The 26110-nt window shown below is 66.5% G+C and carries 25 protein-coding genes; 16 read left to right on the forward strand and 9 right to left on the reverse strand.

The window, feature by feature from the left end; all coding sequences use genetic code 11:
* Nucleotides 1-227 precede the first annotated feature (227 nt).
* Complete coding sequence (bamD, locus tag E6K76_01140; GenBank protein ID TMQ60630.1) at nt 228-542, forward strand: outer membrane protein assembly factor BamD; 315 nt, start codon at nt 228-230, stop codon at nt 540-542.
* Here the strand turns inward: bamD and E6K76_01145 are convergent.
* Nucleotides 539-1639 carry a CHAD domain-containing protein gene (locus E6K76_01145; protein ID TMQ60631.1) on the reverse strand — a complete coding sequence of 367 codons (1101 nt, stop codon included), beginning with the start codon at nt 1637-1639 and terminating at the stop codon, nt 539-541. The genes bamD and E6K76_01145 overlap by 4 nt on opposite strands.
* Complete coding sequence (gene sixA / locus E6K76_01150; GenBank protein ID TMQ60632.1) at nt 1507-2013, reverse strand: phosphohistidine phosphatase SixA; 507 nt, start codon at nt 2011-2013, stop codon at nt 1507-1509. Before sixA ends, E6K76_01145 begins: the two co-directional genes overlap by 133 nt.
* A 50-nt stretch (nt 2014-2063) precedes the next feature.
* On the opposite strand from sixA, the gene E6K76_01155 reads away from it, so the two are divergent.
* The 3 genes from E6K76_01155 to ppk1 are packed head-to-tail and all read left to right on the forward strand — an operon-like array spanning nt 2064 to nt 7310.
* A complete protein-coding gene (locus E6K76_01155; GenBank protein TMQ60633.1) occupies nt 2064-3641 on the forward strand; it encodes a Ppx/GppA family phosphatase in 1578 nt (525 codons plus the stop codon).
* Nucleotides 3634-5205 carry an HD domain-containing protein gene (locus E6K76_01160; protein TMQ60634.1) on the forward strand — a complete coding sequence of 524 codons (1572 nt, stop codon included), beginning with the start codon at nt 3634-3636 and terminating at the stop codon, nt 5203-5205. The genes E6K76_01155 and E6K76_01160 overlap by 8 nt, the downstream gene beginning before the upstream one ends.
* Entirely contained in the window at nt 5169-7310 is a 2142-nt protein-coding gene (gene ppk1 / locus E6K76_01165; GenBank protein ID TMQ60635.1) for a polyphosphate kinase 1, read from the forward strand. Before E6K76_01160 ends, ppk1 begins: the two co-directional genes overlap by 37 nt.
* Before the next feature lie 30 nt (nt 7311-7340).
* Here ppk1 and E6K76_01170 read toward each other — a convergent pair whose 3' ends face one another.
* Nucleotides 7341-8906 carry a capsule assembly Wzi family protein gene (locus E6K76_01170; protein TMQ60636.1) on the reverse strand — a complete coding sequence of 522 codons (1566 nt, stop codon included), beginning with the start codon at nt 8904-8906 and terminating at the stop codon, nt 7341-7343.
* 135 nt (nt 8907-9041) lie between these two features.
* Here E6K76_01170 and E6K76_01175 point away from each other — a divergent pair, with 135 nt between their 5' ends.
* The 11 genes from E6K76_01175 (at nt 9042) to efp (ending at nt 18559) form a co-directional block, all read left to right on the forward strand.
* On the forward strand, nt 9042-9908 hold the full coding sequence (locus E6K76_01175; GenBank protein ID TMQ60637.1) for a porin family protein: 867 nt from the start codon (nt 9042-9044) through the stop codon (nt 9906-9908).
* A gap of 105 nt (nt 9909-10013) precedes the next feature.
* A complete protein-coding gene (locus tag E6K76_01180; GenBank protein ID TMQ60638.1) occupies nt 10014-10568 on the forward strand; it encodes a porin family protein in 555 nt (184 codons plus the stop codon).
* Nucleotides 10569-10588: 20 nt separating this feature from the next.
* Complete coding sequence (locus E6K76_01185) at nt 10589-11422, forward strand: hypothetical protein (GenBank protein ID TMQ60639.1); 834 nt, start codon at nt 10589-10591, stop codon at nt 11420-11422.
* Nucleotides 11423-11440: 18 nt separating this feature from the next.
* A complete protein-coding gene (locus E6K76_01190; protein ID TMQ60640.1) occupies nt 11441-11968 on the forward strand; it encodes a DUF421 domain-containing protein in 528 nt (175 codons plus the stop codon).
* Between the two features lie 68 nt (nt 11969-12036).
* Nucleotides 12037-13101, forward strand: a complete 1065-nt coding sequence (locus E6K76_01195; protein ID TMQ60641.1) for a M42 family metallopeptidase — start codon at nt 12037-12039, stop codon at nt 13099-13101.
* Nucleotides 13102-13155: 54 nt separating this feature from the next.
* Nucleotides 13156-13827 carry an aquaporin gene (locus tag E6K76_01200; protein ID TMQ60642.1) on the forward strand — a complete coding sequence of 224 codons (672 nt, stop codon included), beginning with the start codon at nt 13156-13158 and terminating at the stop codon, nt 13825-13827.
* Nucleotides 13828-13852: 25 nt separating this feature from the next.
* Complete coding sequence (locus E6K76_01205) at nt 13853-16837, forward strand: anaerobic glycerol-3-phosphate dehydrogenase subunit C (protein ID TMQ60643.1); 2985 nt, start codon at nt 13853-13855, stop codon at nt 16835-16837.
* An 87-nt stretch (nt 16838-16924) separates the two neighbouring features.
* Nucleotides 16925-17359, forward strand: coding sequence for a hypothetical protein (locus E6K76_01210; GenBank protein ID TMQ60644.1), 435 nt, complete (start codon nt 16925-16927; stop codon nt 17357-17359).
* On the forward strand, nt 17356-17526 hold the full coding sequence (locus E6K76_01215) for a glycine zipper family protein (GenBank protein TMQ60645.1): 171 nt from the start codon (nt 17356-17358) through the stop codon (nt 17524-17526). The genes E6K76_01210 and E6K76_01215 overlap by 4 nt, the downstream gene beginning before the upstream one ends.
* Nucleotides 17523-17909: a GNAT family N-acetyltransferase gene (locus tag E6K76_01220; GenBank protein ID TMQ60646.1), complete on the forward strand. Its 387-nt coding sequence runs from the start codon at nt 17523-17525 to the stop codon at nt 17907-17909. Before E6K76_01215 ends, E6K76_01220 begins: the two co-directional genes overlap by 4 nt.
* A gap of 92 nt (nt 17910-18001) precedes the next feature.
* Entirely contained in the window at nt 18002-18559 is a 558-nt protein-coding gene (gene efp, locus E6K76_01225) for an elongation factor P (GenBank protein ID TMQ60647.1), read from the forward strand.
* Between the two features lie 959 nt (nt 18560-19518).
* On the opposite strand, the gene E6K76_01230 is transcribed toward efp, so the two are convergent.
* From E6K76_01230 to E6K76_01245, 4 genes are read right to left on the reverse strand one after another with little or no spacing between them, the layout of a single operon-like run.
* Entirely contained in the window at nt 19519-20451 is a 933-nt protein-coding gene (locus tag E6K76_01230; GenBank protein TMQ60648.1) for an NAD(P)/FAD-dependent oxidoreductase, read from the reverse strand.
* Nucleotides 20421-21440: a glycosyltransferase gene (locus tag E6K76_01235; protein TMQ60649.1), complete on the reverse strand. Its 1020-nt coding sequence runs from the start codon at nt 21438-21440 to the stop codon at nt 20421-20423. The genes E6K76_01230 and E6K76_01235 overlap by 31 nt, the downstream gene beginning before the upstream one ends.
* Nucleotides 21193-21891, reverse strand: coding sequence for a hypothetical protein (locus tag E6K76_01240; protein TMQ60650.1), 699 nt, complete (start codon nt 21889-21891; stop codon nt 21193-21195). Before E6K76_01240 ends, E6K76_01235 begins: the two co-directional genes overlap by 248 nt.
* Nucleotides 21888-22475 (reverse strand): HDIG domain-containing protein, encoded by a 588-nt coding sequence (locus tag E6K76_01245; protein ID TMQ60651.1) that lies wholly within the window; start codon nt 22473-22475, stop codon nt 21888-21890. The genes E6K76_01240 and E6K76_01245 overlap by 4 nt, the downstream gene beginning before the upstream one ends.
* An 89-nt stretch (nt 22476-22564) precedes the next feature.
* On the opposite strand from E6K76_01245, the gene E6K76_01250 reads away from it, so the two are divergent.
* Nucleotides 22565-24121 carry a hypothetical protein gene (locus E6K76_01250; GenBank protein TMQ60652.1) on the forward strand — a complete coding sequence of 519 codons (1557 nt, stop codon included), beginning with the start codon at nt 22565-22567 and terminating at the stop codon, nt 24119-24121.
* Here E6K76_01250 and E6K76_01255 read toward each other — a convergent pair.
* Both E6K76_01255 and E6K76_01260 read right to left on the reverse strand, forming a co-directional pair.
* Nucleotides 24093-24632 (reverse strand): hypothetical protein, encoded by a 540-nt coding sequence (locus tag E6K76_01255; GenBank protein ID TMQ60653.1) that lies wholly within the window; start codon nt 24630-24632, stop codon nt 24093-24095. The genes E6K76_01250 and E6K76_01255 overlap by 29 nt on opposite strands.
* Before the next feature lie 10 nt (nt 24633-24642).
* Nucleotides 24643-26001 carry a hypothetical protein gene (locus E6K76_01260; GenBank protein TMQ60654.1) on the reverse strand — a complete coding sequence of 453 codons (1359 nt, stop codon included), beginning with the start codon at nt 25999-26001 and terminating at the stop codon, nt 24643-24645.
* Between the last annotated feature and the right edge of the window lie 109 nt (nt 26002-26110).

The raw sequence follows: 26110 nt of genomic DNA on the forward strand, positions 1-26110 counted from the left end.
CGGACCAAGCACTGCAAGCCGCGAAGACTCAATCGAAACCGGCCCTCCTCGATTTCAGCGCCGCGCCCCTCTGAGGTGGTTGCGCTCGGCTGGAAGCCGAGGTCTATCCGAACGAGCGGGTCGTAAACCTGATCAGCTCCGAATTCATCCCCGCCAAGATTCACATCAAAGAGCAACCCCAGGTCTTCAAGCGCTTCGGAGCCCTGTGGACCCCAACCCAGCTCATCATGAGCCCGGATGGGGTCGAAAGCCATAGGATCGAGGGTTTCCTGCCCGCGGAGGACTTACTCGCCCAGCTCGAGCTGGGGCTCGGGAAAGTATGGTTCAAGCAGGAGAAGTACGCCGTGGCGGAGAAGCACTTCCGGGCGGCCGCCCAAGAGTATCCTTCAACCGAAGCCGCCCCGGAAGCTGTCTATTGGGCCGGGGTCTCAGCCTATAAAGCATCGAACGATCCCAAGAAACTGAAGGAGACGCATCAGCTCTTGCAAAGCAGGTATCCCTCGAGCCAGTGGACCCGCAAGGCGATGGTCTGGGCGGGTTAGGCCCGCTCCGCGCCGGAACCTAGCTCCAGCACCTCACGCCATTCGCTTTTCCTGACGCGCGCGGCCCGCGAGATCTTCCGGATCGCGATCCGCGCGCCCAGGCTGAGCTCCCCGTCGCGCGAGGGAATCGTCCGCGCATAGCGTCGCATGTGGCGGAGCAGGACCGCGGCGTCCTGTCGCGCGCCCAGCATATTCTGGAGCCTTCCCAAGTGCTTCGCGCGGCGCCGGGCGCCCGGACCCTCCAGCTCCACGAAGTATTCCACGGCATAGCGGGCACCCTTGATCGCGATCCGCAGCGCATGGACGTTTTCCGCCGTGGTCTTCCGCTTCGCCTCATCGCAGGCTTCGAGCATTCGCCGATCCCACACCGCCACGACCCTGGGCCCCGCGATGTAGGCGGGCGCCCTCGCGGCCCGCGTGTCCGGGGTCACCCGCCGCAACTCGATCCACGGTTGCGCGTGTCTTCGGAATCTCGAGAACCTCGGTGAGTCGAGCCTCTCGAGCAGGGTCACACGTTTGCGCGCGCGCTTGATCTCGAGCAGACTCGTGAAAACGAAGAGCGCCGCCCGCTCCGGCTCCGGGGCATCTGCCGCCATCCGTCTCACCCGATCCAGCTCGACATCGCAATCGCGAACGCTTCCGAGCGCCCGTCCGATCCATCGAAGCTCCTGGCGCCATTCCTGTCGAGTTTCTCGGGGAATTGCCGCGGCGAAGACCCGGAGCGCCGTCCTGAGCCGCCGCGTCGCGACGCGCATGTCGTGGACGTGCTCGGGATTGACTCCGAGCCGCGCCCCGGCCTCATGCCAGAACAGGCGTGCGAGCTGCCGGCCGATGCTCTTCAACGCCACGTCGGCCAAACGGTCGCCCTGGTAAAGAGAGAACGCGCTCTCATCGAGCCGGGGAGCGCGCTCAAGCGCCCCGCCGGGCTCCAGGCGGAGACGGGCGCGCTCGATCGCGGCGGGCCTCACGTGGCGGCGATTTCGCGGAGCGCTCCGGGCTGGATCAGCCATTCCAACGTTCCGCGGCCCGGCCCCGGAGAGTCGGGGAAGCTCACGAGCGCGGCCCCGCCTTTCTTGTAGACCAGCCCTGCCTGGCATTTCTCGCCGACCAGGAGATAGGAGGTGAATCCGCTCAAATGCGGCTCGTGCCCGACGAGCGCCGCGCACTCCGCGCGGAGCCCCTGGACGTAGGCGAGAAGGCGGCCGAAATCACCGCCCGGCACCAAATCCTCGCAGAGATCAATCTTCGTCCTGGGGGCGACGGCGTCGCGCAGGATCTCGGCGGTCTGCCGGGCACGGATGAGGGGGCTCGACACGATGCGAACGGGCTTCGGCGCGAATTCCTTGAGCCCGCGCGCCGCCAGGCGGAATTTGTGCATTCCCTCGGGGGTGAGCGGACGGTCCTCGTCGCGCTTGAAGGCGGGATCGCCGTGCTCGACGGCGATGGCATGGCGTACGATGAGCAGTTCCATTGCGACCTCCAGTTCTACGGAAACTCTAGCATATGACGTAAGATAGGAGCATGCCGACTTCCAAGACCCGGGCCTTCCCGATCCGCTGCGCCGGCATGGATGTCGGAAGCAACGCGCTGCGCCTCGCCATCGCCGAATTCAAGAGCCCGACCCGGTACAAGATCCTCGAAAGAAGGCGGGTACCGGTGCGGCTGGGGGAATCCGTGTTCCAAACGGGGCGGATCGCGCCGGAAACCCTCGAGGCGGCCCTCGGAGCGTTCCGGGACTTTCGGCGCCGCATGGAGGACAACGGCGTCGTGCTCCACCGCGCGGTCGCGACCAGCGCGACCCGCGAAGCGAAGAACCGCGCGGCGTTCCTGGAGCGCGTGCACAGCCAGACGGGGATCGATCTGGACTTGATCCCGGGAACGGAGGAGGCGCGCCTGGTCGCGCTCGGTGTCCGCGCCAAGCTATCCCTCGCGCGAGGGACCTCGCTCATACTGGACGTGGGTGGCGGGTCGAGCGAGCTGGCCCTCGTGGAGCGCGGCCAGATCCTCCTCGTGGAATCGCACGACCTGGGTTCGGTGCGATTGCTGGAACGGGTGGGGAATGCCCAGGGCGCTCGCTTCCTTCGCTTCTTGCGCGAGACGATCCACGCATCCCGATTTCCCCTTCTGGACTCGCTGCGCGGGAGCGCCGTGTCCAAGCTCATCGGAACCGGGGGAAATATCGAGGCGCTCGCCTCCCTGAGCGCGAACGGTCCGGGCCGGGCCGGGGGTCGGGGCGCTTCCCGCGATTCGGGCGAGCGAAGGCCTGTGCCGCTTTCCCTCGGGCGCCTGAGAGCGCTCCTCGCCGCCCTGGCGGAGCTCAACGCCGAGGAGCGGGCTCGGAAATTCGATCTTCGGCCCGACCGCGCCGACGTGATCGTGCCGGCGGGCGCCATCTTCGAGTTCGTCGCGACCCGCACGAGGGCTCGAGAGGTCATCGTGCCGTTCACGGGGTTGGTCGACGGGGTCCTTCTCGATTTGGCCCGGGAAGCCGGAGCGTCGGGAAAAAAGGAGCTCGAGACCTCGCAGACCCTGAACGCCGCGCAGGCCGTCATGCGCAAGTACGGGTCCGATGCCAGGCATCCCCGCCATGTGGCCGGCCTGGCGGTGTCGCTCTTCGATCAGCTCAAACCAAACCACGAGCTGGGCAGGCGCGACCGCCTCCTGCTCGAGATCGCGGGGCTTCTCCACGAAATCGGCAACTTCATCTCGGCGTCGGGGCACCACCGGCACGCGTACTATATCATCTCCGAAACGCCGATCCTGGGCCTGAGCGACGAGGAGCTTCACATCGTGGCGTGTGTCGCGCGGTACCACCGCAAGGCGCCTCCGGACATGAGCCACCCATGCTTCGCGGAGCTTTCGGAGCGTGCCCGCGAGCGGGTTCGCGCGTTGGCCGCGATCCTGCGATTGGCGGACGCGTTGGACCACGACCATCGTCAGCGAATCGTGGCCATCACCGCGACCAAGCACGGCTCGGAGCTGATGCTCCAGGCGCGCACGCGAGGGGACGTGACACTCGATGAATGGTCGGTCGGTCAGAAGGGGGACCTTTTCAAGGAGGAGTTCGGCCTGGAGCCCGTGCTGATGACGCATGGTTGACCTCGCGCCGGCCCCGCCGGCCGCACCCGGTGTCACCAACGCGCCTCCCATCCTCTCCGTGATCGACGTGGGAGCGAGCGGCGTGCGGATGCTGCTCGCCGAGCTCAAGGCGGACGGATCCGCGCGCATCCTCGAGGACGTGCAGAAGCCGCTCGCGCTCGGCCGCGAGACGTTTCGCACCGGGACCCTGTCGGCGGCGAGCATCCAGAAGGCGGTCAACATCCTCCGCCAATATCGCGCCATGATGGACGGCTACGGCGTGACCCACACACGCGCGGTGGCGACGAGCGCCGTGCGCGCGGCCCTGAACCGCGACACGTTTGTCGACCGGGTATTTCTCGCGACGGGAATCGAGGTCGAGGTCATCGAGGGCTCTCAGGAGACCCTGCTCACGTTCGCGGCGGTGCAGCAGGCGCTCGGGGCGCAGCCCGACTTCGCCCGGGAGCATTCGTTGATGTTCGAGCTCGGCGCGGGCGCGACCGAATGGGCCCTCATGCGCGACGGGGAGGTGGCCGGTTCCCTCACGTACGATCTCGGCACGCTCAAGATGCGGGAGCTCCTCCGCGCGGAAAGTGGCGACCGGCGGGCCATGACGCGTCTCATCCAGCACAACGTTCGCGAGATGATGCACGCGGTGAAGCGGACCCTTCCCTTCGAGAAGGTGGCGAACCTGATCGCCATCGGCCCCGAGGCGCGCTTCGCGGCGCGCGCCCTCGGAGGGGAGGGGGAGCTTGCCGCGGTCTCGGCGAAGGATCTAAGAACCCTGGCGGACCGGATCCTCACGATGACCCCTGCCGAGGTCGCGGCATCCTTCTCCATCACCAGTCTCGAGGCCGAATCGCTGGCGCCGGCCTTCCTCGCCTACGCCGAGCTGATCCGCCTGAATCCCGTCGACCGGCTCCTCGTGGCGCGCGCGAGCATCCGCGACGGGCTCCTGCTACAGATGGGAAAGTCGATCCAGAGCGGCTCGGCCGTGTTTTTTCCCGAGCAGACGATCACGGCGGCCCTGAACCTCGCGCGCAAGTACCACGCGGACGAGCGCCACGGGCTCCACACGGCCGCGCTCGCGCGTGCCATATTCGACGCGACGCACGCGCAGCACGGGATGGGGGAAGGGGAGAGGCTGCTGCTCCAAGTCGCCTCGATCGTGCATGACATCGGAACCTACGTGGCCGCCCGCGGGCACCATCGCCACGCGTACTATCTCCTCATCAATTCCGAAGTGTTCGGTCTATCCAGGATGGACCTTGAGATCGTGGCCAACGTTGCCCGGTACCACCGCAAGGGCGGTCCGCAGTCCGATCATCCGGCGTATGCGGCGCTCCCGAGGGGGGCCCGACTCACCGTGAATCGGCTCTCGGCCATCCTCCGAGTCGCCGACGCTCTGGACAAGGGACATGCGCAGCGGATCCAGAATCCGAAGATCTCGATCGAAGACGCCGAGCTTCGGATCGACGTCGAGGGGGCCGAAGACGTGGCGCTCGAGCGGTTGACCCTCGATCAGAAGGGGGCCCTTTTCGAGGAAGTATTCGGGCTGAAACCGGTGTTGCGGGAGACCGCGTGACCGACGGCGCCGCCCCGTCCGAGCCGCGCACCTTGAGCCGCGCCCTGACCTGGCTCGGCTTCAACGGGCGGGTGCTCGAGGAGGCGCAGGATCCGACGTTGCCCGTTCTGGAACGCGCTCGATTCCTCGGCATCTTCTTCTCGAACCTGGACGAGTTCTTCATGATCCGCGTCGCGGGGCTCCGCGAGGCGATGGCGGCCGGCGTGGACCGCGAGGGGCCGGGGGAAGAGGCCACAGCGGCGATCCTGGCGCAGATCGGGCAGCGCTGCCAGGACCTGGTGCGGCTCGCCTACGGGACCTATGAGCGCGAGATCGGGCCCACGCTCCGCGAGAGCGGGGTCCATTTCCTGAGCGCCGAGGAATTCACGCCGAAGGAGCGCGGGTTTCTGGACCGCCTCTTCGCGCGTGAGATCATGCCGATCTTGACGCCGGCGGCGGTCGAGCCCGGGCTGCCCTTTCCGCACGTCACCAATTTCTCGCTCTGCTTCGCGATCCAGCTTGCACGCGAAGGCTCCTCGGAGCGTTTCGCGCTGGTCCAGCTTCCCAGGCAGTACACGCGATGGATCCAGGTTGGAAGCCGTGGCGGCTTCCACTTCGCTTTCCTCGAGGACGTCGTTCGCCACCATCTGGCCGAGTTGTTCCCGGGCCACGAAATCCGGGAGGCGGCTCTGTTTCGCGTGACGCGCGACGCCGACTTCGCGACCGACGACCAGGAGGCCGAGGATCTCCTCGACGCGGTGAAGCATGTCTTGAAGCAGCGCCGGGGCGGCGATCCGGTGCGCCTCGAACTGGAGGCCTCGGCGAGCGGGGAGATCGCCGAACGGCTGGCGGCGTTCTTCCGGCTCGAGCCGGAGAGCGTCTATCGACTCCCCGGGCCGCTCGACCTCAAGTTCCTCATCGAATTCACTCGAGTCACGTCGCTCCCCGCGCCGCGGGCGGCGCCCTGGCCGCCGCAGCCCTCGCCCGACATCCCGTCCGGCGACGCGATCTGGGAGGCGATCGCCGAGCGCGACTTCCTTCTGTTTCATCCCTACGAGAGCTTCGAGCCCGTGCTTCGGCTCCTCCGGCTCGCGTCGGAGGAGCCGTCCGTGCTCGCGATCAAGCAGGTGCTCTACCGCACCGCATCCAACTCGGAGGTCGTGCGCGCGCTCGAGCGAGCCGCCGAAAACGGAAAGCAGGTGACCGCCCTCCTCGAGCTTCAGGCGCGGTTCGACGAGGAGCGGAACGCGAATTGGGCGCAGCGGCTCGAGGACGCTGGAGTGCAGGTGCTCTACGGCCTCGCGGGGCTCAAGACCCACGCGAAGGCGCTCCTGATCGTGCGGCGCGGTCCCGGAGGAATCGAGCGGTACGCCCACCTGGGCACGGGGAACTACAACGAGCGGACGGTCCTCGAGTACTCCGATTTGAGTCTTCTCACCGCCAACGAGGATATCTGCTCCGATCTGACCGCGTTCTTCAACGTCGTCACGGGCTATTCGGAACCGCTTCCCTGGAGGAGGATCGCGATGGCGCCCCTCGGGCTGCGCTCCCGAATCCTGAGCTTGATCCGGCGCGAGATCGAGAAATCGACGCCGGAAGATCCGGGCCAGATCCGGGCGAAAATGAACGCGCTCGTGGATGAGCCAATCGTCGACGCGCTTTACGAAGCCTCGAACGCCGGGGTGAGAATCCTCCTCAACGTGCGCGGCTCCTGTCTCCTGCGCCCGGGCGTGAAAGGAATGAGCGAGCACATCCGCGTCGTTTCGATCGTGGACCGGTTTCTCGAGCACAGCCGCATCTTCGAGTTCCGGAACGGGGGCGACGTGGAGACGTTCCTCGGGAGCGCGGACTGGATGCCGCGCAACCTGGACCGCCGCGTGGAGCTCGTGTTCCCCGTCATCGACCCGGAGCTGCGCGCGCGCCTGGCGCGCATCCTCGACGTGCTCTTCGCGGACAACGTGAAGGCGCGGGAGCTCCGTGCGGACGGATCCCTGGCGAAGCGGTTGAGCCGCCGCCGGCCCGTTCGCGCGCAGGAGGTGTTCTGGGAGGAGGCGCGGGCGCGCGCGGAGGGGCGCGGCGAGGCGGACCGCGGCGCCTTCGTTCCGCTTCGAAGCGTGCCGGACTAGCGGCGCCGAAATGCGCCTTCCGTGCCGCGGTCAATACCTCACGTCTGCCGCGAATCGCGCGAGCCAGGCCTCGCGGTCGTGCCCTCCCAGATTTCCTTCGTTTCGAATGCGGCGAAATCCGACGCCGACGCTCAGGTCCACGTTGTCGCGCGGCATCCACCTCGCGTCCCCCCACACCTCGCGACGCTCCTCCACGATTCCGGAGAGCCCCACCGTCGAGACCGCTCCCTGGGAGGGATACCAGGGCACGCCGAGCCTTCCCTCCCCGTGATTGGTGAAATCGCCGCTCCAGCGGAGCTGCCACTCCCGCGAGAGGTCGAACGCCGACTCGAGGAATACGTTCTCCGCGTCGGGCCCCAAGGCGAAGCCGAGCGGGCGGCCCCGGTAGATGAAGTCCTGACCGTAGTCCACGCTGTAGGTGAAGTTTCGAACGCGCGTGTATTCGCCGAGAAAATGCACGTAGTGGGCGCCGTACGGGCGCTCGCTTCGAAACCCGAGCTGGTACGCGATCCGGTTCGGCATGTTGGCGCTCTCGGTGGCGTAATCGTCCACGAGCAGCTCGCCGTAGAGCGTCAGTCCGCGCCAGACGCGGAACGAGGCGTCGGCCGAGGCCATCGCGTTCGCCCGCTCGAGCGCGCGCAGCGAGTCCCTGGAGGCGTCGCGAATCCGGATCCGCTCGACGATCGTGTAGGGAAGGAGCCCCGAGGCGTAGAGAAGGTCGATTCCGCTCGCCGCGTAGCGCGCGGCCTCCGCGAGCCCGACCGTGATCCGCGGCGCGACATCGAGCTCGAGCCGATGCGCCGCGAGGAAGCGGTGGTCGGCGGCCGAGACCACGCCGGTCATCGCGGTGCCCGTCACGCTGACCCTGCCGCGGACGGCGCCCTGCATCAAGAAAAAGGTCATCGGCCCCGCCGCGTCGGAGAGAAGAAGGGTGCCCCGCCGGCCCGGACCCCAGCGGACCGCGTCGTACCCCAGGGCGGCCGTGAGGCGGTTCACGCGCCCGGTCAGCTCGCCGCGCAAGACCGAGGCCTCGAGGTCCGTATGGAGCGCGATGGCGTCGATGAACTCTCTCTGGCCCCGGATCCGGGTCACGCCCAGCTCCTCGTACGCTCCGAACCCCGGCCAAAGCTGAAGGCTCATCCGTGCGGCTATGGAGGATTCGTCCCGGAGCCGGAAGTGCCCGGCCGCGCGCTTCTCGTCGAAATCGCCGCGCGCGTGCCCCGCGAGCGCGACGCGAAAGCGCTGGTCACGCATGCCCAGGTCGAGAAGCGGTCCGGTTTCCCTCTCCCCCGGTTCGGAACCCGTCTCGGCGATCTCGCGCGCCAACTCGCGCGTAAGCCGCCGGAAATGCAAATCCGATTCCAGCGCCGGGAAGGCTTGCCGGGCTTCCAGGAGCGCCCGCGCGATATCCACGCGCGCCAGAGGCCTCGTGTGGATCGGGTAGGATGGAACGAGACCTCGCGCGACGAGGGCTTCGAGGTCTTCATAGAGGGCGTGCGTGGTGGGAAGGAACTCCGCAGGCTCCGCGAATGCGGCGGAGAATCCCGCGCCGAGCGCGAGCGCGCCCAGGAGGAGCCCGGCCAAGGCGAAGCGCATGGCCGGGCATCCTATCGGCGCCCGGTCCACGGGTCAAACCCAAGGAAGCCCGCGGCCGTGTGGACGGATGACCACAGGGATGTAAACCGGGCGCCGCGGGCGTCCCTGTCCGGTACGGTGATAGGGGTCTAACTCATGAAATCACAGCGCGATGATTCATGGCACGGGGGCTGCATTCGGCCGGGCATGGCCCCAAGTCCGGACCCCACATCGTTCAGGAGGAGGAACATGCGTATCGTCGCAGCCATGGTGGCGCTCGCCTTCACGGTGGGCAGCGCGTCGGCTTCCCAGCTCGACTTCCAGCCGGGTGCGCTCGGCACGGGTGGCTCGCAATTCAAGCACACCGGGCCGCAGTCGACTCTTCTCACAAACGGACCGATTCGTCACCGGCGTCCCTATCGCGGGCATGACTATGGCTACGGCTACCGCGGGCCCGAGTATTTCGCGACCTTGGGCGCGGGGAGATTCGACCCATCCGACCAGCCGGGGACCGGGCTTTACGTGAACGGAAGCGTCGGGTCCGTTTTTGCCGACCAGTTGGACCTCGGAATTCAGCTCTCCTGGTATCACCGCTCCACCGGCGGCGAAGAGTTCGTCCGACAAGGAGATCTACCGGACGGCACTCACGTCACGACGGTTGTCAGGACGCGATCCATCGACACGAATCTCGTCCCGCTCATGGGAACCCTTCGCGTGCGCATTCCCGTGACCCCCCAGTTCGAGCCCTACGTGGGCGGAGGTCTGGGCTGGGAGTGGCTCACGATCGAAGGAACGGACGAGAACGGTGTCGACTTTCGAAACGATTACGACGGCTTCGGAGCGCAGGTGTTCACCGGTGCCAATCTGAACCTCGCGCGGCAGACCTCGCTCTACGGGGAGGCGGTCTGGAACGCGAGCACGCCCAAAGCGGAGTTCTTCGATCCCTCGATCGGCCAGACCGTTCGTGAGGAAGCGGATTTTGACGGGATCGCATTTCACGGCGGACTCCGGTTCATGTTCTAGTTGTCGCGGGCTCGCCTCTGGGCTACTTTGCTCGCGGGGAGTCGGCGTCCAAGGTACGGCCGGGGCGACCCGCGCCACGCTCGAATCACTGAGGGGGTTTCCGCGATGAAGCGAAACGGATCGTTTCTGGTGGCGCTCGTGGTCGGATTGGGCCTTTCGTCGTCCGCCGCGTTCGCGGCAGCGGCGCCGGCGCCCGAAGGCCACGGGCTCGGGTTTCAGGGGCTCGGAGCCCGCTTAGGATTTGTGGATCCCGAAGGCGCGAGCAGCACCGTCGCCCTCGGCGTGCACATCGACGCGGGCGAGTTCGTGAGAAACGTCCACGTCATCCCGATGGTCGAGTACTGGAAGGTCGGTGTCGGCGGCTCGGATATCAGCGATTTCACCCTCGCGACCGACATCAACGTCGACTTCCCGGTGGAAGGAGGCAGGCTGATTCCGTACGCGGGCGGCGGCCTCGGGCTTCACATCATCAAATTCGACGTGCCTCCCGGATTCCTAGGCGACACCTCGGACACGAAGCTCGGCCTGAATGTCCAGGGAGGCATCAAGAACCAGGTGATGCCGAACCTCGGGATCTTCGGCGAGGTCGGATATTCCTTCGTGTCCGACGTCAACCAGCTCAAGGTCATGGGCGGGTTCACGTACAACTTCATCTACTAGCAAAAGGACGGTGAATCCATATGAAGCCTATTCGGATTCTAGGATGCTCGCTCCTGGCGGTCCTCTTGGCGTTCGCGGTCTCGGCTTGCCAGAAGAAGGCGCAAACGGACATGTCCCAGGCGAACGATTCGACGCAGATCGGCCAGGGATACGGCACGGAAACGCCTCCGGAGCAGACCGCGCCACCCGAGCCGGGCAAGCAAGGAGCGGCCCCGCCGAAGGGCACGAAGGCGGCGCACCCGAGCGGCTCCTCGTCGAGCGGCACCAAGGGCTCGTCGAGCACCCCGAGCAACCCGTCCACGTATGCGAGCGAGCGGACCACCGAGATCCCGGCCGGAACGACCTTCGATATCGAGATGATCACCCCGGTCGACACCCGGACGTCCAACACCGGGGACCGCGTCGAAGGGAAGCTGGCGTCACCGATCACGATTGAGGGCGTCGTTGTAGCGGAAGCGGGTGCGCGGGTCAGCGGCACGATTTCGGACTTGAAGCGCGCGTCCCGCAGCAAGAGCAAGGACGAGCGCGCGTCGATCATCCTCGAATTCACCTCGATCGAAACGGTGGACGGCCCGAAGGCGCTCCACGCGACCGTGGCGAACGCCGAAGGGAAGCTGGTGGCAAAATCCACCAGCTCGCGCGACAAGCTGATCATCGGCGGAAGCACGGTCGCCGGCGCGGTCTTCGGCAAGGTCGCGGGCGGGAGCACCAAGAGCACGATCATCGGCGCCGTCGGCGGCGCCGTTGTCGGCACCGGCGCCGTTCTGGCATCCAAGGGCCACGAGCTCGAGATTCCGGAGGGCGCGAAGGTGTCGCTCCGGGTCGATAAGCCGATCGTGATCGTCCAGAGATAGGAACAGGCCGAGCGAGCAGTGTCGCTCACGAGCGGTAGCACGCTGGTCGACATCGCCTTTCGCACGGCTTTTGTCTACCTGGCGCTTCTCCTGGGGCTCCGCCTCACCGGGAAGCGCCAGGTCGGACAGATGACCCCCTTCGATTTCCTCCTTCTCCTTCTCCTCGCGAACGCGGTCCAGAACGCGATGACCGGGCCCGACACGTCCCTTGCCGGCGGGCTCATGGCCGCGGGCACCCTGTTCGGCGTCAACCTGGTCGTGGCCTGGTTCGTGCAGCGGAGTGGCAAGGCCCAGCGGCTCATCGAGGGAAGTCCGACGATTCTCATCCGGCATGGGCGGATCCTGAGCCAGAATCTCGCGCGGGAAGGGGTCACGCGCGATGATCTGCTCCGCTCCTTGCGGGAACACGGGGTCGACACCGTGGAGGAGGTGCGCTCCGCAATTCTCGAAGTGGACGGTTCGGTCAGCGTTCTCAAGGAAGACGAGTTCCCGAGGATACAAAGGCCCCACCATCGAATCCGAGGCATACCGCGGCGCACGGCTTGACACCCCCGCCCCTCGGACCGATACTCGCCCCGCCAATCTGACCTGTTTCCCATTGCAAGGAGCCGTGGATGGACGCCAGCCACACCTTACTGAAAGAGCTCACCGAGGCCTTCGGTCCTCCCGGACATGAGACCGAGATCGCGGGAATCATGCGGAGGCACCTGCGCGGCTTGGGGGAGGTGTCCCAGGACCGGCTCGGCAGCGTTATCTGCAGGCAGCGGGGAAAATCGGAAGAGCCGCGCATCATGATGGCCGGCCACATGGACGAGGTCGGCTTCATGGTCAAGGGCGTCACCAAGGAAGGGTTCGTCAAATTCCTCCCGATGGGAGGTTGGTGGGGCCACGTTCTCCTCGCGCACAAGGTTCGCATCCGAACCTCCAAAGGGGACGTGCTCGGCGTGGTCGGCTCGAAACCCCCGCACGAGCTTCAAGAGGATGAGCGAAGGAAGGTCATGGAGCTGAAGGACATGTTCATCGATGTCGGCGCCACATCCTACTTCGACGTGAAGAAACGCCTCGGAATCCGGCCCGGCGATCCGATCATTCCCGACGCGCCCTTCTCGGTGATGTCGAACGACCGGCTCTATCTCGCGAAGGCGCTCGACAACCGCGTGGGGTGCGCGCTGGTCGTGGATGCGCTCCGGCGGCTCGCGAAGGCGCCGCACCCCAACACCGTCTACGGCGTCGCCACCACGATGGAGGAGGTGGGGCTGCGCGGCGCGCAAACGAGCGTCGCGGCGGTCAAGCCCAACGTCGCGATCGCGCTGGACGTCGGGATCGCGCACGATACACCGGGCTCTCTCGGGGACGGCGACGAGAAGCTGGGTGGCGGCGTGGGCATCTTGGTCTACGACGCCTCGATGATTCCCAACGTGAAGCTCCGCAATCTCGCGATCGAGATCTGCGAGAAGCAAAAGATCCCCTTCCACTTGGGCACCGTGGAACGCGGCGGCACGGACGCCGGGCGATTCCATATGTACGATACGGGCGTTCCCTCGCTCGTCATCTTCATCCCGACCCGTTACATCCACAGCCATTCCACGATCATGGATCGCAAAGACTACGACGCCGCGGTGCGGCTTCTGGTCGAGCTGTCGAAGCGCCTGGATCGAAAGACCGTCGAAAGTCTTTAGCGAACCCGTTGCGGTGCTCGAGAAGTCGCGGCGCACTCAAGCTACGGAGGACGCATGAATCAGACCGCACGGAGATTTCTCGCGGAGACGATCGGCACGTTCGGCCTCATCTTCTTCGGCGCGGGCGCCATCATGCAGCATCAGGCGACGCAGTCGGTCGGAACGACGGGGATCGCGGTGGCGCACGGGCTCGCGATCCTGATCGGGGTCTATGCGTTCGGGCATATCTCCGGAGCCCATTTCAATCCAGCCATCTCGTTCGGAATGTGGGTGACCCGACGGATGGGCCTGGGCAAGATGTTCGTATACTGGGCCGCCCAGCTTCTCGGTGCTTCGCTCGCTGCCGGAATTCTCAGCTACCTCTACCAGGGGGGGCCGGTCGACGTTCATCTCGGCACCCCGACGGTCGATCCAACGATAGGATCCAAGACAGGATTCCTGGTCGAGGCGATCCTGACCTTCTTCCTCGTCATCTCGGTGTTCGGTACCGCGGTGGACCCGCGGGCGCCCGGCGGCTTCGCGGGGCTCGCCATCGGTCTCACGATCACGGCCGATATTCTGATGGGAGGCGGTCTGACCGGGGCCGCCATGAACCCCGCCCGCGCCTTTGGGCCCGCACTTGCCTCGCATTATTGGCAGGATCAGTGGGTATACTGGGTAGGACCCCTGGCCGGCGGTGGGGTCGCAGCCATTCTCTACGACCGGTTTTTCCTGGCGCGAGCTTGACCGTACCCCGCGCGCGGGGGGAGTGATGGACCCGCGGCAGCTGAAAATCGAGCGCGATCTGGCACCGCTCCTCGAAGGCGAGGTGCGGACCGACCCCATCGCGCTCGCTCTGTTTTCCACGGCCGCGTGCATTTTCAGGCGAAAGCCGCTCGCCGTGGTCTCGCCCAAGTCCGAGGCCGACGTCGCGAAGACGGTCGCGCTCGCCGCGGCCTCAGGAATCCCCGTGACCCCCCGCGGCGGGGGATCCAGCCTCGCCGGGCAGGCCCTGGGTCCGGGGATCATCCTCGATTTTCCCGCGCACATGAACCGGATCTTGGCGCTGGACCGGGAGCGGCGCCTCGTGCGTGTCGAGCCTGGCGCGCTCCACGGCCGCGTGCAGAAGGCGGCCCGCCGGGAGGGGTTGAGGCTCGGTCCGGATCCTTCCAGCGGGGACTTCTGCACGATCGGCGGAAACGTCGGGACGAACGCCTCGGGCGCGCACACCCTTCGTCACGGCGCGACGAAGGACCATGTTCTGGGTCTCACCGTCGTCCTCCATGACGGGACCGTCGTGGAGCTGGGCTCGCACGCGGGCGGCGGGGAAGCGGGATCGAGCTGGCATGCGGGAAGCGGAGTGGCGCGCGACGGCGGACCTATGTGGCGCGTGCTATCGGCGCAGGTGGAATCCATCCTGCGCTCCGGCGCGCCCGCGTTCCTGCCGGAGCGACCCCGGTCGAACAAGAACTCCTGCGGCTATGACCTCTGGGGCGCGTGGGCTCCGGGCGATGCGGTCAGCTCGATCGAGCCGCGATTTGATCCGATGCGTTTGATCGTGGGCTCCGAGGGCACGCTCGGGGTCGTCACCGAAGTCACGATGCGGCTCGTCGAGAAGCCCGCATCGACCGCGGTGGCGCTCCTCTACTTCGCGTCCTGGGAGGATGCGACCGAAGCCGTGCTGGAGGCCCGGCGTCTCGGCGCTTCCGCCATCGAGGCGATGGATCACACGTTTCTCGCGTTCGTCCGCTCGGACCGCGAGGACCTGCGTCCTTTGATACCCGAGCGCTTCGATTCCTCCATTCTGGTCGAGTTCGAGGGGGCGTCCGCCGAGGAGGCCCGGGGCGGCATCGCCGCCATGGAGGAGTGGGCCGCCGCGCGGCGCGGGAAGGTCCTCGACTTCCGCGCGGCGCGAAATGCCGCGGAGCAGGCGACGCTCTGGAACGTGCGAAAGGCGGCCCTCCCTTTGATCTATCGTGCCTCGCCCGTCGAAAAGCCGATGAATTTCATCGACGATACCGCGGTGCCCGCCGAGCGTCTTGGCGACTACGTGAACGGGCTCCGCGCGATGTTCGCGAAGCACCGGACGCGCTTCGCGATCTTCGGGCACGCGGGGAACGGCAACGTTCACGTGATGCCGCTGATGGACCCGCATGACGCGACCTTCCAGAGCCGGATGGCCGCCATGGCCGAGGACGCCTTCGAGCTGACCTGGCGCCTGGGCGGGACCATCACCGGCGAGCATGGAGACGGCATCCTGCGCGCGCCCTATCTCGCGCGCCAGTATCCGAACGCCTATCCCGTCATGGCGCGCGTGAAGGACGCGATGGATCCAGCGGGAATCCTGAATCCCGGGAACGTGATCTCGGACGCGCGGACGTTCCCGGAAGAGTATTCCCGTTACACGAACACGTATGTCGCCACGGGGACGGTGTTCGATGAGCCCGACTTCCGCGACATGATCGAGATGTGCCACGGGTGCGGGACCTGCCGAGACTATTGTCCCGTCGGCTCCACGACCTCCCTCGAGCCGCATACCGCGCGGGCCAAGGCGGTCTTGCTGATGGAGATGATCCGAGGCGAGCTGTCGGTGGGCGCGCTCACGGAAAAGCCGCTCAAGGAGGTCATGGACTCCTGCTTCAACTGCAAGCTCTGCCTCAGCGAATGCCCGAGCCAGGTGGACATCCCGGGGCTCGCGATCGCCGCGCGGAAGGAATTCGTGGAGAAGCATGGAATGCCGATCCGGAATTGGGTGCTGGGACACGCGGACCAAGTCGCGAGGATCGCCGGCATCGCTCCCGCCGTGGTGAATCTCGCGGTGGGCAACCCGGTCGAGCGCGCCGCGCGCGAAAAGGTAGGAAAGGTTGCGGGCCGGCTCGATCTGCCCCGTTTCCGGCGGCCGTTCGGCACCGGGGACGCGGGGTCGAAGCGTGCGCTCGCGCTGCCCCTGACGCAGGCGGCTTCCCACGGGCCGCGCGGCGCCGGGGCGCATGCCCACGCCCGCCTCGGGCCGCTGCCGCACCGCGACGTACCGATCACCAAGCGCGTCGCCTACTTCGCGGGCTGCTTCGCGCGCTTCCACGACCCCCAGGGGGAAGCCGAGGCCACCGTAAAGGTCCTCGAGGCAAACGGAATCGAAGTGGTCGTGCCGGAGCAGCGCTGCTGCGGCATCGCCTTGATCACGATGGGCGCCGAGCGTTCCATCGTCGCCGACGTGCGCCGGAATCTGGAGGTATTGCTGCCTCTGGTTGACCGCGGGTTCACGGTGGTCGCGAGCGCGCCCTCGTGCGGACTCGCGCTCATCGAGGACTATCCGCGCATCCTTGGTTCCGAGGAGGCGCGACACCTCGCCGCGCACACGATCGACATCCATCAATACCTCTGGCGGCTTCACGAGCGCGGGGAGCTCAGGACCGATTTCAAGCCGGTCCCGATCTCGGTCGTGTACCACAATGCCTGCCATTCCGTGGCGCAGGGAATCGCCGAGGAGCCGATCCGCCTCCTGAAGCTCGTGCCCGGCGTGGAGGTGAGGCCGATCGACGATTCTTGCTGCGGGATCGCGGGTACCTATGGCATGAAGTCCGAGAATTACGATCGCGCGATGGAAATCGGTACGCCGCTATTCAAGGAGCTCGATCGCACGAAGGCGGAGGCGATCCTCACCGGGTGCGGGACGTGCAACATCCAGATCGCGCACGGCGCGAAGCGGGAGGTCGTACATACGATGGCGATCTTGCGCCGGGCGTACGGGGTCTGATGGCGTCCAGGCGCCGAGGATGCGAGGCCTGACCTGTTCGGACTAGACCTCCACCCCGCCGTCGTCCACTTCCCGATCGCGCTGGCCGTGACCGGCGCCGTGGCCGAGCTGGTCTATCTGCTCATTCGAAGGCCATGGGTCAAGTGGTTTGGGCCGACCCTGCTCACCCTGGCCCTCGCCGGGTCCGGCGTCGCCTACTTCAGCGGCCAGGCGGTCCATGACAAGGCGGTGGATCAAGGGGTTCCCCAGGCCGCAGTGGAAAAGCACCAAACCTCCTGCGTGTGGGCGCTCGGCGCCCTGGGCCTCGCCACCATCCTTTCGTGGGCGGTCCGTCCGCGCGGGACGGGAATCTGGCTGTCTGCGCTGGTCGCGATCGCCGCGGCGGCGCTTACCTTGTATGCGGGTTACCTCGGAGGTGAGCTTGTGTACGTTCACGGCGCGGGGCGGGTGAAGGCGGGTGCTGTGAACCCGAGCGCCGGCCACAGCCATACGCATGCGGTGTCGAAAGGAGCGCGCCGATGAATCGCAATCGTTTCCGACTTTGGATCGTGATCGGAATCGCAATCGGGACTGCGGTTGGCGCTGCGACGCATAAGATCGCGTCTGGTGTCTCTCTCGGCGCGGCGCTCGGGATCATCCTTGCGTTTGCGATGTCGCGCGCTTCAAAGCCGGGTAGCTCGAAAGAGTGATCCGGTTCGAAAGGCGCCGGAATCTCGACGTGCCAAGGCTCGGCGCCCTCTTTGCGGCAGCTTGGGGCTCGCCCAAACCGGGCTATGAGCGAGTGCTCGCCCACAGCTTCACGTGGGTGACCGCCTCGAGCGGCGATGACCTAGTCGGATTCGTGAACGTGGCCTGGGACGGCGACGTGCATTTCTTCTTGCTCGATACCACGGTGCATCCGGACTGGCGGCGGAGGGGCATCGGGCGTCGCTTGGTTCAGGAAGCGATCGAAGCCTGCCGGGGTCACGGCGAATGGCTCCACGTCGATTCGGACGAGGAGTTGATGGCCGGGTTCTACCAGCGTTGCGGCTTCGAAGCGACCCCAGCCGGGTTGGTGGACCTCACAAAGTAGCGGCCCGAGGGCGACCCGCTTGCGCCGAGGCCCCAGCATTGCTATACTCAGCGGCTGCCAATCCATTTTGCAATCGATGAGGGAGATTTTTCGTGATTCCAGCGACTCAGATCAAGGTCGGCATGGTCGTTCTCCATGACGGGAAGCCCTGCCGCGTAACGAACGTGCTCCACGTGACGCCAGGGAACTGGCGCGGGATGGTGCACGCCAAGATGGTCAATCTCGTAACCGGAAGCCAGGTGGAGTACCGGTTCCGCTCCGAGGACAAGGTGGAGCGGGCCGATCTGGACCACCATCCGCTCCAGTACCTCTACCGGTCGGGAGACGACTTCACCTTCATGAACACCGAGAACTACGAGATGGTGAACGTGCCGCGCGACCACCTGGGGGACGCGGTCAACTACCTCGTGGACGGGATGACGGTGGAGATGAGCTACTTCGAAGGAAAGCCCGTCGGGGTGGATGTGCCAATGTTCGTGGAGCTCGAGATCGTGGAGACCGACCCCGTGCTCAAGGGCGCGACCATCTCTTCGTCCCCGAAGATCGCCAAGATGAACACGGGGCTCGTCACCAAGGTGCCGCAGCACATGGGCATCGGGGACCGCGTGAAGATCGACACTCGCGACGGGAGCTTCGTCGAGCGGGTGTAGCTTTCCGGCTCGCTGGCGTAGATTGAGGTCGCCCTAGCCGGAGCGTAGAAGCGCGGGAGTGTAAGTGCACCGCCTCTCGTATTACGCTGTCTTCGCCGCAATCCTTTGCGCCGCACCCGCCGGCACTGCTGCTGCCGACCCCGATTCAACAGTTTCCGTCGTCCACACGCCCAGTCCCACCGAGCAATTCACGCTCTACCTCGAGCGCGACGGAACGCGCAATGCCGTCTATGTCGAACCCCGGGCGGACGGAATGGTCGCGATCACCTGGATGGACAGCACGCTCGGGTATGTCCCACTGTATCGCATCCGACGTATCGAGGACGCGCAAGGTGCTGATCGCACGTCCGAGGTGATCGGGCGTGGGCACCGCCTAGGCGCGCCAGTCCTGAGACCAGCTCACGGCCCCGAGGGTTGGAAGCGATATCGATTCCGCGCAGGGCCGCCGAGTGAGTGTGGTTCCTACCTCATCACGGATTTCGCCCTGATGTGGCGTACGGCGCCCCTTGCCGGGTACCCACGTCGCGATGACGAGATGCTCGGCACCTTTGATTGTGGCTACGCTCGAAACGTCGGGCGCTCCAACTCGATCGGCGGTTCGGTCTTCCTCGGAGGCAGCGCTAGCCGGACCCATGCGGGGTTGAGGCTTCGCCTCTGCAGTTGGCTTGCGCCCAACGTGAGTTTCGACATAGCACCGGGAATCGTCCTCCTTGCTGATGAGGGGGGGTCGTCCCGTTTCGTCGCCCCCGGCTTCTCCGGTCAGGCTGGGCTCACATTTAGCGGCAGGTTCGGCTTCGTTGCTCAAGTCATCTCGGTCAAGTGGCGGGAGTATAGATTTGAGAACACGGACACCGACTTGCATGTGGGGTTCAGGTTGGGCGCTGAGCCGGGAATTGCCATGGGCGCCGCATTCACGGTCGCTAAGGCGATCCAAGGAACTGGGCACACATTCAGGCCTACTACCCCTTGACCCTCCCCAAATACCTCGCGATCTCCCATGCCGCCGCGGCGCCCTGGCCGGCGGCGTTCGCGATCGAGGGCCAGAGCGGGGAGCAGACGTCCCCTGCTGCGAACACGCCGGGGAGGGTCGTCCCGCCTCCGGCCCGCGCGCGCACGTAGCCCGCGCGATCGAGGCTCACTTGACCTCGCAGGAGCTCCGTCCTCGGCTCCCAGCCGATCCGCACGAACACCGCGTCCGCCTTCACGACTCGCGTCGTTCTCGAACCCCTCGTGCGGAAGTGCACCTCCTCGACGTGATCCTCGCCGGCGATCCGCCGCACCTCCGCGCTCGGGACGATCCGGATTCGCCGATCCTCACGGGCGCGCGCCAAGAAATCGGTTCGCGCGCGAAATCGCGTGGAGCGATGAAGAAGGGTGACGTCGCAGCCGATCTCCGCGCAAAGAAGCGCGTCTTCGACGGCCGCGGTACCCCCTCCGATCACGACGACCGGCTTTCTCGCGTAGCGCACGCGATCCCGGTTGGCGGAGTGGCTCACCCCGCGTCCCAAGAGCTCGCGCTCCCCGGGAATCCCCAGCCACCGGCGCCTCAATCCGGTCGCGACCAGGAGCGCCCGCGCGCCGAAGCGCTCACCGCCGCGCTCGGCCCAGCGCCTGCGTGCGGAAATCCTGGTCACCGGGGAGCCGGCGAGAATATTCAGATTCGCGCGCCGCGCATCCTCGAGCACGAGTGAGGCGAAGCGTTGGCCGTCGCAGCCCATGGCCAGCGGATAATCCTGAATCGGGGCGTAGATCTCGTGGAGCTGGCCGCCGGGGCTCGGCGCTTCCTCGAGGATCAGGGCCCGGAGACTGAATCCGCGGAGCCAGAGCGCGGCGGTAAGCCCCGCCATGCCGCCGCCCAGGATCAACGCGTCGAGCTGTTCGCTTCGGGGCATAGGTCACCCGCGACCTCCCAGAATGTCTTGAGCTCGATCGGCGGGAGACCGTATCGGTTCGAAAGAATGTCGAGGCTCTGCCTGCGGCCGGCGGCGTGGTCGGAATTGTGAAGCTGGCTCATGCCGCCTTTGTGGATTCGGATCGTGACCGATGCGCCGGGAACGCGCTGGATGCGCCCCTGTCCGAGGGCGACGCGCAGGAGCCAGTCCCAGTCTTCGGAGTAGGGGATCTCGGTGTCGAAGAGCCCGAATCGATCGAAGGCGCTCCGCCGCGCCAGGATCGCGCTCGGCGGGATGAAGCTGTCGCGCATGAAGACTTCCAGCTCGAAATCTTGCGCGAGGGTGCGCCGTCCCCCGCTCTCCTCGTTCAAGACCCAGGCATCGGTATAGGCCACGTCCACACCGGGATCGCGGTCCAGCGCCGCCGAAAGCCGCGCGACATGTCCCGGCTCCCACAGATCGTCGTCGTCCAGGAATGCGATCGAGTCCGCGCGGGAGGCACGGATGCCGCGGTCCCGCGATGCGGCCAGCCCCTCCGGCGGATCGTCGTGATCCAGGACCCGTGCCGGGAATTCCAGCCGGTCCAAGAGACCGATCACTTCCGCGCTGAGCGGCGCGCCGCCGTCCCGCACGAGCACCAGTTCCAGCTCGGGGTGCGTCTGCCGCGCGACGCGCTCGAGCGCTTCGCGGAGTCGGGCGGGCCGATCTCGGGTAGGAAGGACGATGGAAACGGAAGGCACGCTACCGGTGGCCCTGGGGTGACGGCTTTGAGGCGCCGGGCGCTCCGCGTCTCGCTTCCGTGATGAGGAGGGCGCGTTGCTCCACCCCGCGCATCTCGAGACACAGGTGTCGCGCGCGGATGACCACCTCCACGGACGCGGGCTCGAGATCGCGCTCGATCGCGTCGGCCACAGCCTGTGTGAGGCTCTCTTGGAGACGCGGAACGCAGGCGAGCTCGCGCACGAGACGCGCGATCGCGCCAATGCCACAGACGCGATCGCCGGGCATGTACGTCACCGACGCCGTTCCGAAATACGGCACGAGATGGTGCGGGCACATGCCATAGACCGGAATCCGCTCGAGCCGGACCGTTTCGCCGGGGTGGCCGCGGTATCGAGACGGACGGATGGGTCCCGGCTCTCGGCGAAGCGCGGCGGTGCGCTCCGCGAGGAAATCGGCCGTCAGCTGCGCGGTCACGGTGTACTCCGGATCGCGACGGGGGTCGATGCCGAGCGAGCGGAGGAAGGTTGTGAGGGCGGCGACCGACTGCGCGTCCGTGCCGGGGCCGCTTCGGGCGTCGGCGGCGATCTCTCGATGCGCCCGGATTTCCTCCTCCAGGAGCGCCGCGTCATCCGAAGGCGGCTCGGACGGTCTGCCCCCGCGGCGCTCCGCGCGCCCTTGGTGGGGTCGTCCGCCGCGACCGCGACGTCTCGGGCTCATAGCCCGAGCGCCCCGGCTTCGGCCTGGAGCGCCGACAGAACGAACGTGATGTGTTCTTCCAATGGAACGCCGAGCTCCAGCGCGCCCTGCTCGATCTCCTCGCGATTCACGGATCGCGCGAAGCTCCGCGTGCGCATCTTCTTCATCACCGAGTCGGGAGACACCTCCCCGAGCTTCTTGTTCGGCTGGACGAGCGCGGTCGCGGTGATGAGCCCGCACAGCTCGTCCACGGCGAAGAGGGCCTTCGCCATCGGCGTCACCCGGGGCGTTCCTGTGTAGCTCGCATGACCCAGGATCGCCTCGATCATGGACTCGGGGTAGCCCCGCTCGCGAAGAACGCCGCATCCGAACCGCGGATGATCCTCGGGGGTCGGATGCTTCTCGTAATCGAAATCGTGGAGGAGCCCCGTCGCGCCCCAAAGCTCCGGATCCTCACCGAATCGCTTCGCGTAAGCCCGCATCACGGATTCGACCGCAAGAGCGTGCTTTCGCAGACCCGGTCCCTCGGTGTGCTTGTGGAGGAGGGCCAGGATCTCGTCGCGGGGCGGGAGCCCGTTTCTTGTTTGGGTCTCGTGTCGGCTCATTGTGTAGCGCGGAACGCGCGCAGGAATGGTATGCTTTTCGCCTGCGTTCGACAACCGCTCCCTCTCGTGAAACCAGAATGGAGGTGCCCGTGCGCCGCGTCCGGCTCGTTCTCTTTGCGTTGCTCCTGCTCGTCCCTGGCTCCGCGCCCGCCGATGAGGGCCACCATCACGAAGCGGTGCCACCCGAGAAGCTCGGAGCCGTGCACTTCTGGATCAGCGCGAGGCCGTCCGTTCAGCGCGATTTCAATCGCGCGGTGGCCCTCCTGCATTCCTTCGAGTACGAGCAAGCCGAGAAGGCATTCAGGAGCATCGTGCAGGCGGAGCCGCGCCTCGGGATGGGATATTGGGGCATCGCCATGTCCAACTACCACCCCATCTGGGGACCAAGCACGGGCGTGGAGCTGGAGCGGGGCCGCGTCGCCGCGGCGAAGGCCGCGAGGCTGGGGGCGAGGACCGACCGGGAGCGGAGCTATATCGCCGCGATTGGCGCGTACTACAGGGGCGTGAAGCCCGATTTTCCCGCGCGCAAGGCGGCGTTTGAGAAAGCGATGGAGCGCCTCCACGGGCGCTATCCGGACGACCTGGAGGGCACGGTCTTTTACGCCCTCGCGATCCTGGGCACGGCCCCGACGACCGACAAGACCTATGCCAAACAGAGGAAAGCGGCAGATCTCCTGAACTCGGTCTTATCGAAGGCGCCCGATCACCCCGGCATCGCCCACTACCTGATCCATAGCCTGGACTATCCGGAGCTTGCCAATCTCGCGCTGCCGGCCGCGCGGGCCTACTCCAAGATCGCGCCCTCGGCGCCGCACGCACAGCACATGCCGTCTCACATCTTCACACGGCTCGGGTTCTGGGAAGAGTCGATCCAATCGAACCTCGCGTCGGCGCAAGCTTCGCGGGAGCTGATGGCAAAGACGAATCCTGGATCGACGTACTTCGAGGAACTCCACGCGATGGACTACCTCGAGTACGCGTACCTCCAGCTCGGGCAGGAGGACAAGGCCAAGGGCGTCGTTGACGCGATGGCCGCCGTCTCCAAGGTGAATCAGCCGACCCTTTCCGCGGCGTACGCCTTCGCCGCCTCTCCGGCGCGCTACGCGCTCGAGCGTCGCCAATGGGCCGAGGCGAAACAGTTGACCGTGAGTCCGGAGTGGTTCCCGTGGAATCAGTTCCCAGGGGCGGAGGCGGTTACTCACTTCGCGCGCGGCATCGGCGCGGCCCGCTCCGGAGATGTGGAGATCGCCCGGGTGGAGTTGGAGAAGCTGGACGCCCTCCACGAAAAACTCGTCGGCGCGAAGGAGGGTTACAACTGGGCCGATCAGGTAGAGGTACAGAGGCTCGCGGTCAAAGGATGGGTCGCGCGCGCGGAGAAGCTGGACGACGAGGCTGTGCGCGACCTGCGCTCGGCGGCCGACCTCGAGGACTCGATCGACAAGCACCCCGTGACCCCGGGCGCGATCCTCCCCGCGCGCGAGCAGCTTGCCGACCTGCTCATGGACCTGAACCGGGATGCGGACGCGGTGGCGGAGTACGAAGCCGTCCTGAAGAGCGCGCCCGGCCGGAAAAACAGCGTCCACGGGCTGGAGATCGCGAAGCGGGGAACCTCCTCCGCTACAGATCCTTCTTCATTATCACGGTAGCGGTCAGCTGGGTCAGGGTCTCGGTGCCCTGGATCGGAAAGCCCGTACCGTTGAAGATGATCCGCAGTCCGACCTTCGCGCGGTCGTGGGTCAGGACCTCGGCCAGTGCGGGGGATGCGTCGATGTGGGTGCTCACGTTCGTGATCTGTCCCGCGAGAAGCTGGAAGGGGATATCCGCGATCGGCGTGGTCGTGAAGGGATCGGCCGAATCGGCGGCCGCGAAGTAGATCAGCACCTCGCCGGTGGCGGCGCCGCTCGTGTTGTCGAAGGTGGCCGCGACGTCGAGGCTCGCGGACATGACGCGGGTCACGTCGCTCACGCCCTGGAGCAGGTTCAGGCTGTCGGAGAAGACCTCGACCGTGTCGCTGGGGGTCGGAGGGATGGGTCCGTAGTTGACGGTGCGGCTGCCCGGATCCATGAAGCTCAGGATGTCGACCGTGAGAATCAGGTTCCTGTTTCCGCACCCCACGAGGAGCGGCAGCAGGAGCGCGATGGGGATCAGTCGGCGCACGGTAGGCCCCCTAGTACAAAGAGAGCGAGGCGGAAAGCTCGGCTCCGCGCTCGCGTTCGATGTTGCGGCTGTTGGTGGCGATGGCGAGATCGATCCCGATCTTCCCGAGACGGTAGCCCGCGCCTCCGGCGAACTGCGCCATCTTGTTCTGATCTCGCGAGAGGCCGCTCCGTAGCGCGAGCATCCCGAACCAGAACTCCGCCCCCGCGTGCATCGAGGTGCGGAAGTCCCCGTTCACGATATCCGCCGCGATCGTCGTCCGCCCGACGCGCTTGGCGACGTTCACGGTCGTCGTGACCGGGATGCGGCTCACGAGCCGTTCGCCGCTCGCAACCTCGGTGGTCGTGAATTCGTTCGTCGCGTCGTCGTAGGAGTGGCGGCGCACCGTGGTGTTCCACCGGATCTGGCTGCCGAAGTCGTTCAGCCCGACCCCCAATTCGAAGCTCCGCCAGTAGAGCACGGCGCCCACGTCGGAGCCGATCCCGCTCCCCATGCCGCCGTCCCCGCCCGCGACCGCGTGGCGCGTCCGGGTATCCATGTCGATCGTTACGGGATTGCTGCGGGCAAAGAGGGTGTCACCCGTCGTGGCTCCGGCGATCGAGTGCGCGTCGCCGTAGGCGAGGCCGAGCAGGTATTTCGGCGCGGCGCCCAGGTAGAGGGAGGTCGAACCGTTCCGCCGTGGATCGGGATTCTGGCTCTCCTCCTGCGAGTCACGGTGCAGCGCCCGGAGGGCGTAGCCGGCCTGGAAGGAGATCGCGGCCTGCGCGCGTCCTTCGTCCGTCAGCCCGTAGCGGGTGTTCCCCGTGAACGGGACCGCGTCCCGCAGCGCGTCGCGGAGCTCGTCGCTCAGGGTGAGCTCGTTCTTCACGTGGATGAGAGGCGACACGTTCAGAAAGATCTTCCCGAAGCTCTTTCCGAAGCCGCCGATGTGGAAGACGCCGCCCTGCTTCATCGAGTTCGCCGGGATCACGCGCTTCACGTCGGCCAGATCGATTTGCAGAGAGTCCTGCGCGACGAAGATGGAAATGTCGCCCGAGACCTCGTCCGGCTGCCAGAGCTTGATCGTGAGCGGTGGGTTCAGGAATACGTTCGCGACCTCGTAGAGGTTGAACGTGGAGTCCTTCGAGTCGAACGTGGGGTGATCGGCCAGGTACTGGATGAGGCCCAGGGGCAGGGGAATCGAGCCGGAGCCGCCCGCGCCTTTCGGCACCGCGCGGAAGGCAATGTTCGAGCCGCTGTAGTCTCCCACGTCGCTCGTCACCACGCCGCCCATCCCGAGCCGGCGGGCGTCGAGCATCTGCCCACGGGCCACGCCGCACGGAAGACTCAACCCAAGCATCAAGAGTACGAAGCAACCCATTCGAAACATGGAACTTATCCCTCGGCCCCACCCGACGGCTGAACCCACTTTGCCAGCCATGTATCTGAGGAGTCATCGGCATCGACGGGCGCGTCTTGAGGGGGACGTCGTTTGACCC

It is taken from the genome of Candidatus Eisenbacteria bacterium (assembly GCA_005893275.1).
Classification (GTDB): Bacteria; Eisenbacteria; RBG-16-71-46; order SZUA-252; family SZUA-252; genus WS-7.

What these genes read in the sequence shown, in the direction of transcription:
- bamD (TMQ60630.1), top strand. Translation starts at nt 228, where the DNA reads ATGAGCCCGGATGGGGTCGAAAGCCATAGGATCGAGGGTTTCCTGCCC.
- E6K76_01160 (TMQ60634.1), top strand. Translation starts at nt 3,634, where the DNA reads ATGGTTGACCTCGCGCCGGCCCCGCCGGCCGCACCCGGTGTCACCAAC.
- E6K76_01145 (TMQ60631.1), bottom strand. Translation starts at nt 1,639, where the DNA reads ATGCCAGGCAGGGCTGGTCTACAAGAAAGGCGGGGCCGCGCTCGTGAG.
- E6K76_01260 (TMQ60654.1), bottom strand. Translation starts at nt 26,001, where the DNA reads ATGTTTCGAATGGGTTGCTTCGTACTCTTGATGCTTGGGTTGAGTCTT.
- E6K76_01155 (TMQ60633.1), top strand. Translation starts at nt 2,064, where the DNA reads ATGCCGACTTCCAAGACCCGGGCCTTCCCGATCCGCTGCGCCGGCATG.
- E6K76_01230 (TMQ60648.1), bottom strand. Translation starts at nt 20,451, where the DNA reads ATGCCCCGAAGCGAACAGCTCGACGCGTTGATCCTGGGCGGCGGCATG.
- E6K76_01200 (TMQ60642.1), top strand. Translation starts at nt 13,156, where the DNA reads ATGAATCAGACCGCACGGAGATTTCTCGCGGAGACGATCGGCACGTTC.
- E6K76_01180 (TMQ60638.1), top strand. Translation starts at nt 10,014, where the DNA reads ATGAAGCGAAACGGATCGTTTCTGGTGGCGCTCGTGGTCGGATTGGGC.
- E6K76_01240 (TMQ60650.1), bottom strand. Translation starts at nt 21,891, where the DNA reads ATGAGCCCGAGACGTCGCGGTCGCGGCGGACGACCCCACCAAGGGCGC.
- E6K76_01205 (TMQ60643.1), top strand. Translation starts at nt 13,853, where the DNA reads ATGGACCCGCGGCAGCTGAAAATCGAGCGCGATCTGGCACCGCTCCTC.
- sixA (TMQ60632.1), bottom strand. Translation starts at nt 2,013, where the DNA reads ATGGAACTGCTCATCGTACGCCATGCCATCGCCGTCGAGCACGGCGAT.
- E6K76_01175 (TMQ60637.1), top strand. Translation starts at nt 9,042, where the DNA reads ATGAAATCACAGCGCGATGATTCATGGCACGGGGGCTGCATTCGGCCG.
- E6K76_01195 (TMQ60641.1), top strand. Translation starts at nt 12,037, where the DNA reads ATGGACGCCAGCCACACCTTACTGAAAGAGCTCACCGAGGCCTTCGGT.
- E6K76_01170 (TMQ60636.1), bottom strand. Translation starts at nt 8,906, where the DNA reads ATGCGCTTCGCCTTGGCCGGGCTCCTCCTGGGCGCGCTCGCGCTCGGC.
- E6K76_01185 (TMQ60639.1), top strand. Translation starts at nt 10,589, where the DNA reads ATGAAGCCTATTCGGATTCTAGGATGCTCGCTCCTGGCGGTCCTCTTG.
- E6K76_01215 (TMQ60645.1), top strand. Translation starts at nt 17,356, where the DNA reads ATGAATCGCAATCGTTTCCGACTTTGGATCGTGATCGGAATCGCAATC.
- E6K76_01245 (TMQ60651.1), bottom strand. Translation starts at nt 22,475, where the DNA reads ATGAGCCGACACGAGACCCAAACAAGAAACGGGCTCCCGCCCCGCGAC.